We start from the raw sequence: 12,997 nt of genomic DNA, 5'->3' as shown, positions 1-12,997 counted from the left end.
GCTGCTTTTTGTGGGGTATCTTTTTTCCTTGCCATAAAATAAACCTCCAAACTGGTAAGTCTATCTTACATCAGTTTGAAGGTTTACACAAACTTTGGGATACTCCCCACGATTCTGTCGTTTTCAACCGCCACAATGGTGTAATGTTCCAGAAACGAGCGGTTCCACTCCTGCAGATCCACTTTCCCGTTTGCCCATGCATTTAATTGCTCTGTGGAATAGTCTTTCCCATTGACACTGTGAACCGTCTGGTAAAACAATTCTGCCAACTGTTCCACATCAGAAGAAATATATTCCCGAAGCTGCATTTTCTCATAATCCTCTTTTGTTTCCAACGATCTCTCATCTACAAATTTTATCTATATAACCCCTGGCTTCTTCTTCTGTAAGTTCATAGGTGTCCTGAAGTTTTTGCAAAATCTGCTCCTTCGGAATATCGAATTCCTTTAAGGAACGGATCAACCCACAGATTCCCCGCTCAATTCCTTGCTCGATTCCATCCTGATATCCGCTCTTTTTCCCTTCCTGATATCCGTCTTCTTTTCCCTCCTGATAGCCATCTTCATAGCCCTCTTTTTTCATGGCTTTCTCGTATGCTTCCTGGTCAAATCCTTCCAGTACCATCTGTACCACCTCTGCTTTCTGCGCTCTCAGGATATCCGCCAGAACCCCGCCGGCAATACAGCTTTCCACCGACGCTTCCACTGCTTCCTGCAGGTCTTGCCCCTTCGCCTGATTCTTCCGGATGGTGTCCACGAAGATGGCGTATTCCTCCAGACGCCTGCATTTCTTCATCAATTCCCTGTTATGCCCGTAATTGATGTTCAACATCAACGTCTGACATTCCAGGCAGGGTTCTTTCTCCCCGTTTGGCCGCCGGAAAAGATCTGACAGTTTTAAAATCTTCCGGTCCGGTTCCTCCTGGGTCCCGTTGTAGAACACGATGTGCTGGGGAAAAGGAAACACTTTAGGTGAACTGCTGTAAATATTGATCTCACGGCTGGAAATATGTCTGTTGTAAACACCTGCGAAATACAGAAGCCCCCTCATAGGCATGTTGGGATTGTAAGTACTCTGGTGCTCATACAGGTTTAGCTCCGCGTCGATCAGGAAGGACAAATCATTCTTCATGGAAAGGTACAGAACATTTTCCAGGGTATTGACCTCCAGCTCTTCCGGATTGTCATAGTCCGTTCCGTTGATCGCATTATATAGATCCAGAAGATCCTTCTTGTTCTTAAACACAAAACGAAACAGGCGATCCTTGTAGTTGCGGTTCACAGCAGGATATTCCTGAGTATGAAATTGTTGCATCATTAATTTTCTCCTTTCATTATAGAAAACAAAACAAAGCGTTGCAACCTTTAAGTGAGCTCTAAAAAAGGTCTGGAAATAAATGGCGGAAACCGCCGGATAAAAATGGACAGCCGGAAGATCCGGCCCTTTGTGGGAAGAAGAACCTTCCCATTGATTGTCTGTTCATTATAGTGGATAAGCTCTTAAAAAACAAGATGGCAGAATAGACAAATCTACCCTCTGCCATCTTTCTTCTGCGCCATCTGCGCAAACGCCAGACAGGCCAGGCCGATCCCAAGCATGCGGATGGCACTGTCACTTTCAATCTCATTAAGAATGGAAAGAACCATAACCGCAACTCCCATTGCCAGGGCAACGCCTTTTAATGCAAGATTCACGATCTCAGCGGTTTTATGCTTCTCTTCTCCATTTCCTTTTGCATCCGTTTTCACCTGCATCAGTTCATCTACAGAGACATGAAAAATCTCCGCCAGCTTGGGAAGGCTGTTTATATCAGGGAAGGACAGATCCCGCTCCCATTTTGACACTGCCTTGTCCGTAACTCCCATTTTCTCCGCCAGCTCAAGCTGGGTCATTCCCTGTTCTTTGCGAAGCGCTGCGATCATCGTTCCAAATGTCTGTTGCCTCATATGTGTTCACTCCTTTGCTTTGATGACTGCATGTTAACATTCTCTGCTTACGGAACTCAACCGACTGCCGGTTTCCTTTCCCCGACCGATAGTTTACCTGCAGTTTAGCGCCGTCTGGTGATGATTTTTTCTGCATCCACATGCCGCAGAAGATAGGCATCCATGTCGTCGATCCCTTCCATTTCCCGGGTTATGGTGATCCGCCTGCTATCGGTATAAATCCGAATCTTTTTCACTTCCTCACATCCGCAGTCTCTCCTGGTCCTGCGGACGACCCGGGTGATCGCACTCACAGGAAAGCGATCTCTTCTTCCAAAAACAGGAGTAAACGTAACGTCGCAGCCCTCTGCCATAAGCCGGAACCTGCAGATCCGCAGCATCCAGATAAGAAACGGACTGGCAAACATCAGGGAGCCCACGCAAAATGCAAGATAAAACCCTGGACTTACCACATCCAGCGCCGCGATCAGCAGCGCAGAGAAAAACAAAGATAAAACGACCACCACTGGGAAAAGGAGCTGGCCTTTGAAAAAATTCACTTCAGTTTTCAACCTCAGCTCCGTCTCAAACATTACGCTGCCATCGACATCGAAAAAAAGAACTCTGGTATCCGTCTCTTTTCCATATCTGGTCGCCCGGTAGATCAGATCGATCCGGTCCCCGTCTGTTGCCTCGCCCCTGTGGCGGACCCACCGGATGGAGCTGGCATATGCATAAAATTCCCCCAGGCAGGCTTCCCCATCAAATCTGGCGATATTTCCATTTTCTTCTTCAATCTGTATGTAAGATTTTGTCCCTGTAATCTTCATTCAATTCCTGCTTTACAAATAGGATCTTGTTCTTTGCATGTCGGTAATCAATTCTGGATTATCTTCTCTCATTTTCTCAATCAAAAGCGGAAGATTTCCGTGATCTTCCCGTATCTTATCAAGTTCCGCCTCTGTTATTCCCACAAACTGGATAAATTCCACTCTTCCGTGGACCGTGTTCAGTGTCTGGGCGGAAGTGTCATTTACCGTAACAAGCGCAGTGATCAGGGAATCCGTCCCCATATGAAGGGACGTCCCGTTTCCGGGCACGCACTCCCCGGCTTCAAAGAACCGCTCGGTCGTATAGGTATACCGGGCAAGATTGGACAGCATATCCAGAGCCCAGAGACAATCTTCGGGCCTGCTTTCTTTCAGCTTTATAGTCATCTCATAGCCCCACCTGCTGTATTCCCCGCCAAAGGCCTCTTCATTCATATAAAGCTCACTCATTCCGTATGTAACAATATGCTGGTAGCCTTTTCCGGAATCGTAAAGCGAATAACCGTCAAGATAATTATCCACGCCAAACATGGCCCTTGCGTGGATTTCCGTGCCATAATGAGCAGGCTCTTTTCCTGGATATAACCGAGCAAATTCCTCCTCAACCGCATCCCAACCAGGCGCCCAGTCGTCCTCGGAATTCATTCTTGCCACATATTCTTCTCGCGTCATTGTCATATCTCCTCGCCCGCTTATTTCTTTTTGTGAATCATTTCGTCTATTGTACCAAGTCGCTGGCGCGACGGCTAGTGCAAGGTACATAATTCCGCTGCTTTTTCGAAAAAAATAGCAGTTTTTGTATTTATGTTGTATTGTTGAGTTACCACACACACCAATCTTCATAAACCGCCAACTGCTATGTTTAGTTTATCATGGATTTTTAGACTCAACAACTACATATCTTATCTTTTTCCAAGACCACCGCCTTGATAGATCCGTAACCTGACAATGATTACTACATCTTTTCAAGGAGGTTCTGTCATGGACTATTTAAATGTTTACCGGGAGATGATCTCCCTGCGTGGTCTTACCGATCATACCGTAACATCTTATTCTACTTACATCCGTTCTTATCTGGATTACCTGCACACGCTTCTTCACAAACAGCCGGAAGACGTTTCCTGGGATGAACTCAGGGATTTTATCCGCTGGCTGCAGAAAGAACGTTCCCTTTCTGACCGCACGATCAACCACTGTATCTCCACTGTATCTCACAGCTCCGTTTCTTCACCATGTTTGTCCTGCACAAACCATGGGATCCAACCCAGCTTCCTATGCGGAAATTCGATTCCTACCTTCCCTATGTCCCTACTCAAAAAGAAGCGGATATTTTTATTTCCTCTTTCTCAGACCTAAAACCGAAAGCTATGGTCTCCCTCATGTATTCTGCAGGTCTCAGGGTTGGCGAAGTCTGCCATCTGCGTTACTGTGATATCGAACGAAAAAATATGCGGATCCATATCGCACATTCAAAAAACCGTTCTGACCGCTATGCCCTCCTTTCACAGAAAGCACTGGATATCCTCACCCAATACTGGTTTGAATATGACCGCCCTTACCACTGGCTTTTTCCGAAGCAGACGGATCCTTCCCGGCCTATTGACACGTTTTATATCATGCGGCATATGCGGGCCCATGAAGAGTCCCTCGGCTGGGAACACCGGATTACCTGCCACTCTTTCCGCCATGCTTTCGGAACCCACCTTTACGAAAACGGGACGGATCTCCTGACAATTAAAAACCTGATGGGACACAAATCTCTGAATTCTACCCTGATCTATATTCATCTTGCCTCGTATCAGGCCCGAAATGTGCTGTCCCCTTTTGACCGGATCGGAGGTGGATCCATTGAGTAACTTCAGGATTCAGAAAATCTGGCAGGATTCCTATGAGGACTACTGCCAGTCCGGGAATTTCCAGTCAGAAGAACAGAAAAAAACCTCCCGTGCCATTCTGGCATGTAAGTCCGGCAGGCTCGGAGTCAATATCAGTGAGTGCATGGAATGCGGACATACAGAGTTCCACAATAATTCCTGCCGCAACCGGAATTGCCCCAACTGTCAGGCCGTCCTGAAAGAAATCTGGGTGGATAAACGCAGGGCGGAAGTCATTGATTCCCCTTACTTTCATGTGGTATTCACACTTCCGCACGAACTCAACTCTCTGATCCACTGTAATCAGAAGCTTCTCTACGGGCTGCTCCATAGATGCTGTGCCGAGACGCTTCTGGAACTGACTTCCGACAAAAAATACCTTGGTGCAAAGCCCGGGATCATTCAGGTGCTCCACACATGGAATCAGGAACTGGACTATCATGTCCATATGCACTGTATCATCTCCGGAGGCGGGCTTACTTCTGACCGCAGGATTCGGAAATCCTCCGCAAAATTTTTCATTCCGGTCAGAGTCCTGCGGGATAAGTTTAAGGGGAAATATCTCGCCCTTCTGGATGCGCTGCATCAGCAGAAGAAGCTTGTGTTTTCCGCTTCCTGCAAAGCATTGAGAGATCCCTTTGAATGGAAAACTTTCAAAAACCATCTTTATGAGAAAGACTGGTGTCCTTACATCAAAGAGACCTTTAACGGTTTTGGTAACGCCATCGAATATCTGGGGCGGTATACACATCGGATTGCAATCTCCAACAGCAGGATCCTTTCCGTCACGGAAACAGAAGTTACCTTCTCTGCACGGGGAAAGACCCCCGGGGATCCGAAACGGCAGATCACGCTCAGCCATGAAGAGTTTATCCGGCGGTTCCTGATGCATGTGCTCCCCACCGGTTTCCAGAAGATCCGCTATTATGGATTCCTCAATAACCGGATGAAGTCCAAAAATCTGAAACTGATCTTCCGGATCCAGGGAGGTCAGCGGTTCCGCCAGCGCTACGCAGGTTTATCCATGGCAGAACTGCTCAAAGCAGTATGGAACATCGATCTGGCCGTCTGTCCGGAATGCGGCTGCGCAGCCATGCAGCAGCTGGGGAGGAGCTATGCTCCTTTCCCATAAATCTGGATTCTTTTCATACCGATTTTTTAAGGCCTCCCTTCGGAAGGTCTGCGAAGCATACCCTAAAATCCATTTAACGTCAAAAAATCATTCCATGTACCGGATTTTCATATGGATTATGAAGTTTTTCGGCACTCCGGAAAGATACAATCCCCATAGGCTTTCCGGCTGATCATCCGCGAATTGGTACAATTGGAAAGGATCACATTCAGAGCAGTTCAGTTTTACTCAGAACTGCTCTTTTTCTCGCTCTGAATCTGATACTTTCCTGAAGAATTATACCATTCTGATGCCACCCTGTCATTTTCTTTTCCCACATGACAACGTACTATTTTTCATCGTCAAAATACCTATCACAGTATAATTTTCATACCTCTTAAGAAATAACCCCAAAATATTATCCTTGTAAGCAATCCGCGGTACAACCCGTCATTCTTGACTTGCCACCATCTTTGTGCTACACTGACACACATAAACAATAAGATAGGGGTGAAAAGATGATCAACTTTTCTTGCAGATAATTGAATGATACATGGATGCTGTGTTTTACAGTGCTATTGCGTCCATTTGCAAGAAAGTGAACCATCTATTTTCTCGATATATTGTAATTCTATCACTCTCGATACGGGTGATACTGTTATGCTATGACGGGTTGCAGGAAATAACTTTCTTGCAGCTCTTTTTTAATTTCTTTATCCATACAGCGAAGGAGGAATGCAATATGTCGATGATCCGGGTGGAAAACCTTACCTTTGCCTATCCATCCAGCTATGACAATATTTTTGAAAACGTCAGCTTTCAGATAGATACTGATTGGAAACTTGGATTTATTGGAAGAAATGGCAGAGGAAAAACTACTTTCCTGAATCTTCTGCTTGGAAAGTACGAATACCAGGGAAAAATACAGGCTTCTGTACAATTTGATTACTTCCCATATCCTGTCAGCAACAAGAACAGACTCACCACAGACATTCTCTCGGAAGTGTGCCCGCTGGCAGAAGAATGGGAACTTTTGAGAGAACTGTCCTATCTGGAAGTCCGTGAAGATGCACTTTGGAGGCCCTTTTTTACACTGTCAAACGGAGAGCAGACCAAGGTGCTGCTTGCCGCTCTGTTTCTGAATAGCGGCCACTTTTTACTGATCGATGAGCCGACAAACCATCTGGATATGAAAGCCAGGGAAACCGTTTCCGCATACCTGAAACGAAAAAAAGGATTCATCCTGGTCTCCCATGACCGCTGTTTTTTAGATGGCTGTGTTGACCATATCCTGTCCATCACCCGGTCAGACATAGAAGTGCAAAGGGGGAACTTTTCCACCTGGTTCACCAATTTCCAGCGCCAGCAGGAATTTGAACTCGCGCAAAATAAAAAACTAAAGAAAAGCATTGATACTATGCAAAAGTCCGCTCAAAGAACGTCCGCCTGGTCAGACCGGATGGAGGCTTCCAAATATGGAAACGGCCCGGTTGACCGCGGGTATATCGGCCACAAGTCCGCCAAAATGATGAAGCGCTCAAAGTCTGTCCAGATACGGCAGCAACGTGCAATTGAGGAAAAATCCCACCTTCTCAAAAATCTGGAGACTGCAGAAGATCTAAAGATCGTCCCGCTGCTCTATCATGCAGATACCTTAGTGACTTTCTCGGATGTTGTGCCGGTTTTTGACGGCAAAGATGTCTGCCTGCCCATTTCATTTTCCGTAAAACAAGGAGAACGCATTGCTCTGGACGGGAAAAACGGTTCCGGAAAAACAAGCCTTCTAAAACTTCTGACCGGACAGCAGACCGATCATCGCGGCACGATCACAATCGGTTCTGGAGTTATCCTGTCCTATGTCCCGCAGGATACTTCCATGCTGAACGGGTCTCTGACAGAATTTGCAAAAGCCAGCCAGATAGACGAAAGTTTATTTAAGGCGATCTTGCGGAAAATGGATTTCTCACGCATACAGTTTGAAAAGAAAATGGAGGATTTTTCAGCGGGTCAGAAGAAAAAAGTGCTGATCGCCAAAAGCCTTTGCGAGCAAGCGCACCTGTATGTCTGGGATGAACCGCTGAACTATATCGACATTTACTCCCGTATGCAGATCGAGAAGCTGATAGAAGAATTTTCTCCGACCATGATTTTTGTAGAACATGATCTCGCATTCAGGAAGAATATTGCAACCAGGAGCATACGGCTGGAAGATTCCTGATTCCATTTTATTCAAACCAGGCAACCGCCCGGACCTGGGCGCCGTCGCTTCCCTCGATCTTCAGAGGAAAGCAACTGAACCAGAACAGGTCGTCCCCGCACAGATCAAGGTTCTTCAGATTCTCAATATTCACGATGTCGCACGTCTGGAACAATTTCTTGTGGCGGGTCAGGTTCTCATCCGAAATGGGATCGATGCTGATCACATCAAATCCGATCCCTTTATAGTGTCCCTGCAGCACGAACGCCAGCGCTTCCTCATCCAAACACGGGAAATCCCCGAAATAGTCTTCTGTTCCCCAGCGCCTGTCCCAGCCCAGGTTGAACAGAAGAAACTCTGCTTCTCTTACCTTCTCTCCCGCTCTTTGGATACAGGCCATTGAAATGGCCTGCCCCTCCTTCAGATCCCGGCAGTCTATGACAAGCGCCTTCCCGATAAACTGCTCTGCCGGAAACTGATCCAGCGTAGTCCTGCCGGCCAATACATGCGCCGGCGGGTCCATATGGGTGCCTGTATGTGTGGAGATCTCAAGCAGTGTTTCTTTAAATCCGTCTTTTCCATATGTGTTTACCGGGATCAGCCTGACATTTTCCGTTCCGGGAAATACCGGCATATCCTCTCTGATCGTGTGGGTCAGGTCGATGACTCTCATGCTTCCTCCTTCGGCATACCTGTTTGCGTCTGCCAGAACATCTGATTATCTTCAAAGTAATACGTGATCTTATTTTCCTCATACAGGCAGGAAAGATAGGACCGGAGCGTACTTCCGATCAGCGCATACTGCTGGGCTGACATCCGGAGATGATACGCATCAAAAACCTGCTTCAGCAGCGCTTCAAAAGTGACCGGGACGCCGCACAGTTCCAGGATCTTCTCTTTGATCGCCATGATTTCATCTATGTTCTCGTCTGCGAGCCTGACTAGCTGCTCTTTCTCCGTCATAACAGGCGCGTGGGACGGCACGAAACATGCGGCATCCAGCATCTTAAGATAGGCCAGGGTCTCCAGCGTCATTTTCGGATCCCAGAGGTAACCGATCCCGCATTTGGCAAGGGTCTCTTCCGAGGACAGACTGTCTGCGATATATGCAGTCCCTTCCTTTGTCCTGAATCCGACCATGTCAAAACAGTGGCCAGGCAGGTCCAGAATCTCCATCCCCGCAGGGAGAACATCACTGGTCAGCGGAAGCACCCGGCTCTCCTTTGCCAGCAGGAATTTGTTTTTCAGTTCCTTAAAAGGACGGCCTCCGTACAGACCTGTGGGCTCCAGGAGGGGCGTGTTGGAATAGACGCATTCCATTCCTTTTGCGTAGATCTTACAGCCGGTCTTCTCCTGCAGGAAGTGATTGCCACCGATGTGGTCTGCATGGGAATGGGTGTTCAGGATGGCGTGGAGGTTCCATCCGTTCGACTCCAGTATGCGATACACCTTTTTCCCGGCATCCTTGTCATTCCCGCTGTCGATGAGGACTACTTCACTGCCGCCCACCCTGACCAGCCCAATCCTGGCCGGGCAGTCGATGTAATAGTCGTGATCCGACACCTGTATCAACTCATACATCCGCTTCACCTCTTATTCAAAACAGCTCTGGTACATTCTCGATTAAATCTTCTGCAAGGTACTTGTAATCCATATTTTCTATCCCATAAGTTCCCTGTTCAATCTGTTTTGCCAGTCTGCTCTGATAATAAATATCTATTGCCTGCCGCAATTCTAAATTCTTTTATCCTTAAAATATTCTTTTAATGCATCTTTTACTGCCCATTTTACAATATAATATAATCCTAATGCTCCGATGAAAATCGCTATTATCATAAGCGGTAGCCATTCCATATCTTTTCCCCTCCAATTTATAAAACCATTTCCTTCATTATACCATTCATTTATTTCCCTGTCATTTTAATTCTCACTTATACAAAAAGAGCGGGACATCATCCGTCCACGCTCTTTTAAAAGAAGTAAGTAAATCTATTCCTCCGCTTCTTGAGGTACGATTATTTCATTTTTCTCTTAAGGATAACTCCCGCCCCGCATGCGAATGCTGCAGCCATGCAGAAGGGCCACAACAGCGCTGCTGCCTCATCTCCTGTCTTTGGAACACCGGACTCTGTTTCATTGTACTTCCCGTCTTTTTTATCTGTACCCGTTTTGTCTCCGGAATCTCCTCCTGATGGTTTCTGCTGATCCTCCGGATCAGACGGATCTTCGATTTCCGTTTCTTCCACATATGCGGCATAATCAGAGAAATGCGTTGTAACAAACGTTACTTCCCCATTTCCATAAACTGCTTTCATATCCTCTGTTGTTCCGTCCTTGGCAATGTAAGCGACTTTTACGGCCTGTCCTTCCTGTAAATCTCCCGCGTCATACTCCGCGCTGATCTGCGCCTCCCCGCCAAGTTCATGGAGAACCGTCACTTCCTCATTTCCCGCTGCGTCGACGGACACAGCTTCCAGTGTCACGCGGATCAAAAGGGCGTCATCTGTCAGAGCCTTCAATGCCTCGCTCTGCTGCTCTGTAAGGCTGCTTTCCCCGATCACTTCTGCCTGGATCCGAAGATCTTCATATCCTTCTGCTTCTGCCTGCGCCGCCAGGGATTCCACTGCCTTTGCGCCAAGACTCAGACTAACGGACGAATCTGCTTCAAGCTGGAAGGAATGTTCTTCCTTACATACGCTACAGGTATAAGTCAGTTGATTCTCCTCTGTCTCTGAGATCCACTGATGTCCTTTCGCCGGGATTTCTTCCTCTTTCACAGTGCCGCACGCCTTACAGGTATACTTCATGACTCCCGGTTCTGTGCATGTCGCGTCTGTCTTTACCGTTCCCTCATCATATGTATGTTCTCCGGCAGGTCTTACTACCTCGCCGCAGACAATACAGAGGGTATCTTTCGTACAGTCTGTATTCGCATCAGGCGTATGCGGAAGTTTGTCTGTGAAATCGTCCTGTTTTGTAGAGCCGCAGATCGAACAGGTATAAGTTGTGTACCCCTCACTGCTGCAGGTCGGCGTCGTTGTCTCACCTTTTACCCACTGGTGATCGCAGTCCCAGCTCTTCCAGATCGTAATGGTATCATCCATATATCCCTTTGCGACCGCCTCTGTCTTCATGTCGTCAATCCACGGGTATTCATCGTCGACTGTAATCATGGAATCCAGATGGAGGACATCCCCTTCCATCGTCCCGTAGACCTTGATCGTTCCGGTTCCTGTGATCTTCCCGTTTGCTGACAGGAAATCAAGTGTTTTGTGTACATCCAGCACGCCGGTATCCGTGAGATTGATCGAAGCAGTTCCTTCTCTCAGAGAAGTATATCCGTCAACTGACAGGCAGCCGGATATATTTATATTTTTCTGCCCGGGACCAGCGAAATCAATGCCGTCATTTACCGCAAGATCTCCCTCTACACTCAAAACCGCTGTATCAGCCGCCTGATAGGGAGCCATTCTCAGATCATCGCATGTCACGCTGCTTCCTGCCGGAATGGTAAGCGTGCTGTCATGCTGCCAAATCTGGCTCACTGTCAAATCCCCGGAGAGCACGGCATTTGTTTCCCCGCTCATATAGCCGCCCTGGACGACGACCGGGATGCTTACTTCCGCCCCGGCTCCGCAGATCTCGCCGTCCAGTCTGAGGCTTCCGGTCCCGGTCACATTTGCTCCCGGCTCCAGCGTCAGTACATTATCCTGCCCAAAAGCGTAAGATTCATACCTGTTAATCTCCAGTGTGCCCCCGCTTTTTACCGTCATATTTTCAAACTGCTGGTGATCCGTATCACTGTCGATAATAAATTTTCCGCCGTCCCCTACCGTCAAAATCACATGGTCTGTGTACTGTTCGGAATAGGTTTCCTGGATCTTTGCCTGATTTCCGGAGTGCTGCCATGTGCCGTAGATCGTCAGGCTGGACGGGCGTATCTCTGTCGATGGCAGGATCACTCCTCCCGGACGCACCGGAACCTTTACAATAACGGTTACATTCGACGGGATCACCCAGTCTCCCGAGAACCTAAGTTCCCTGTCGACTACCAGGGTACATCCCTCTTCCGGCCATTGGAAACCGTCAGTAGCGTCTATAGACGGCCAGATCCCCTGCTCCCTCATCTGCAGCCACTCTTCCCAGGATGATGCCTCATAGCCGCCGTCCGCATTTGACACCTTTGCGGGGATCACGGTCAGCATCAGCATGATCGCGAGAAGAACGCTGAAAATTCCTCTCTTTTTCACAGATTTTTCCCTCCTTAAGGATATAATAACGATTTGTTTATGACATTTAGTGAATGTCATCATTTAATCAATATTAGCATGGAATAATACTATTTTCAATCGCACTGTAATTCTTAACCAATTACTGCGATACGACTAAGGAGGTATATTCTTGTATAAAAACAGATCGTCAAAGGGAACCAACAACATTTGCGGCTCGAAAATCCGGGAGTATTACCAAACTTTTAAATACAACAACCGATGAACTTCTCAGCGACTGAGAAGTTTAGATAAAATCTGCAGATCATAGGATCATTCATTTATGGAGATTGCCAAAGGACCTCGCTCACTTATGATATGGTTCTCCATTGATGATCCTGTAACTTCTGTACACCTGCTCAAGCAGGATGACCCGCATGAGCTGGTGGGGAAAGGTCATTTTTGAAAAACTGAGGGCAAAGTCTGACCGCGCCAGCACTTCTTTCCCAAGCCCGATGGAACCGCCGATCACGAATGCGATGCTGCTGTGTCCCTGAATCCCCAGTTTCTCTATCTTGTCCGCCAGTTCCTCGGATGAGAGCATCTTTCCGCCAATCTCCAGGGTGATCACGTACATGTCTTCCCGGATCTGCTTCAGGATCCGCTCCCCTTCCCTGTCGCGGATCTGCTCTTCCAGTGTCTCGCCCGCCTGATCCGGCGTCTTCTCGTCTGCCACCTCCACAAGTTCCAGTTTACAGTAGCGTGAAAGCCGCTTGCTGTATTCTGCGATGGCGTCCTTTAAGTATTTCTCCTTGATCTTTCCTACTGTGATGAGGGTGATCTTCACCTGTT

14 protein-coding genes are annotated in these 12,997 nt (G+C 47.5%); 4 read left to right on the top strand and 10 right to left on the bottom strand.

Translation table 11 applies throughout. The features are described from left to right. Positions 1-83: 83 nt before the first annotated feature. From H6A20_RS03490 to H6A20_RS03470, 5 genes are all read right to left on the bottom strand, one after another. Positions 84-278 carry a GNAT family protein gene (locus H6A20_RS03490; RefSeq protein ID WP_204905774.1) on the bottom strand — a complete coding sequence of 65 codons (195 nt, stop codon included), beginning with the start codon at positions 276-278 and terminating at the stop codon, positions 84-86. A gap of 64 nt (positions 279-342) precedes the next feature. Further along, positions 343-1,281: an RpnC/YadD family protein gene (locus tag H6A20_RS03485; RefSeq protein ID WP_204905773.1), complete on the bottom strand. Its 939-nt coding sequence runs from the start codon at positions 1,279-1,281 to the stop codon at positions 343-345. 248 nt (positions 1,282-1,529) lie between these two features. Then, positions 1,530-1,946, bottom strand: a complete 417-nt coding sequence (locus H6A20_RS03480) for a helix-turn-helix domain-containing protein (RefSeq protein WP_204905772.1) — start codon at positions 1,944-1,946, stop codon at positions 1,530-1,532. A gap of 104 nt (positions 1,947-2,050) precedes the next feature. Beyond that, positions 2,051-2,755, bottom strand: a complete 705-nt coding sequence (locus H6A20_RS03475; RefSeq protein ID WP_204905771.1) for a hypothetical protein — start codon at positions 2,753-2,755, stop codon at positions 2,051-2,053. 12 nt (positions 2,756-2,767) lie between these two features. After that, positions 2,768-3,427, bottom strand: coding sequence for a suppressor of fused domain protein (locus tag H6A20_RS03470; RefSeq protein ID WP_204905770.1), 660 nt, complete (start codon positions 3,425-3,427; stop codon positions 2,768-2,770). Positions 3,428-3,703: 276 nt separating this feature from the next. Here H6A20_RS03470 and H6A20_RS13990 point away from each other — a divergent pair, with 276 nt between their 5' ends. From H6A20_RS13990 to abc-f, 4 genes are all read left to right on the top strand, one after another. Beyond that, positions 3,704-4,111: a phage integrase N-terminal SAM-like domain-containing protein gene (locus H6A20_RS13990; RefSeq protein ID WP_420846585.1), complete on the top strand. Its 408-nt coding sequence runs from the start codon at positions 3,704-3,706 to the stop codon at positions 4,109-4,111. Next, positions 4,030-4,611: a tyrosine-type recombinase/integrase gene (locus tag H6A20_RS03465; protein WP_243426106.1), complete on the top strand. Its 582-nt coding sequence runs from the start codon at positions 4,030-4,032 to the stop codon at positions 4,609-4,611. The genes H6A20_RS13990 and H6A20_RS03465 overlap by 82 nt, the downstream gene beginning before the upstream one ends. Beyond that, positions 4,604-5,761, top strand: coding sequence for an IS91 family transposase (locus H6A20_RS03460; protein ID WP_204905769.1), 1,158 nt, complete (start codon positions 4,604-4,606; stop codon positions 5,759-5,761). Before H6A20_RS03465 ends, H6A20_RS03460 begins: the two co-directional genes overlap by 8 nt. A 721-nt stretch (positions 5,762-6,482) precedes the next feature. Next, positions 6,483-7,958, top strand: a complete 1,476-nt coding sequence (gene abc-f / locus H6A20_RS03455) for a ribosomal protection-like ABC-F family protein (RefSeq protein ID WP_204905768.1) — start codon at positions 6,483-6,485, stop codon at positions 7,956-7,958. A 7-nt stretch (positions 7,959-7,965) separates the two neighbouring features. On the opposite strand, the gene H6A20_RS03450 is transcribed toward abc-f, so the two are convergent. The 5 genes from H6A20_RS03450 to rlmH form a co-directional block, all read right to left on the bottom strand. Next, a complete protein-coding gene (locus tag H6A20_RS03450; protein ID WP_204905767.1) occupies positions 7,966-8,610 on the bottom strand; it encodes a cyclase family protein in 645 nt (214 codons plus the stop codon). Then, a complete protein-coding gene (locus tag H6A20_RS03445) occupies positions 8,607-9,518 on the bottom strand; it encodes an MBL fold metallo-hydrolase (protein WP_204905766.1) in 912 nt (303 codons plus the stop codon). The genes H6A20_RS03450 and H6A20_RS03445 overlap by 4 nt, the downstream gene beginning before the upstream one ends. A 153-nt stretch (positions 9,519-9,671) precedes the next feature. Continuing rightward, complete coding sequence (locus H6A20_RS13495; protein WP_243426105.1) at positions 9,672-9,791, bottom strand: DUF6019 family protein; 120 nt, start codon at positions 9,789-9,791, stop codon at positions 9,672-9,674. 161 nt (positions 9,792-9,952) lie between these two features. Next, positions 9,953-12,187 carry a hypothetical protein gene (locus H6A20_RS03440; protein WP_204905765.1) on the bottom strand — a complete coding sequence of 745 codons (2,235 nt, stop codon included), beginning with the start codon at positions 12,185-12,187 and terminating at the stop codon, positions 9,953-9,955. A 325-nt stretch (positions 12,188-12,512) separates the two neighbouring features. Next, on the bottom strand, positions 12,513-12,992 hold the full coding sequence (gene rlmH / locus H6A20_RS03435; RefSeq protein ID WP_204905783.1) for a 23S rRNA (pseudouridine(1915)-N(3))-methyltransferase RlmH: 480 nt from the start codon (positions 12,990-12,992) through the stop codon (positions 12,513-12,515). Positions 12,993-12,997 lie beyond the last annotated feature (5 nt).

This window comes from Mordavella massiliensis (genome assembly GCF_016901695.1).
In the GTDB taxonomy this organism is placed as follows: domain Bacteria; phylum Bacillota; class Clostridia; order Lachnospirales; family Lachnospiraceae; genus Claveliimonas; species Claveliimonas massiliensis_A.
Note: the sequence above shows the minus strand (reverse complement) of the source record. Positions and strands in the feature narration are given on the sequence as shown.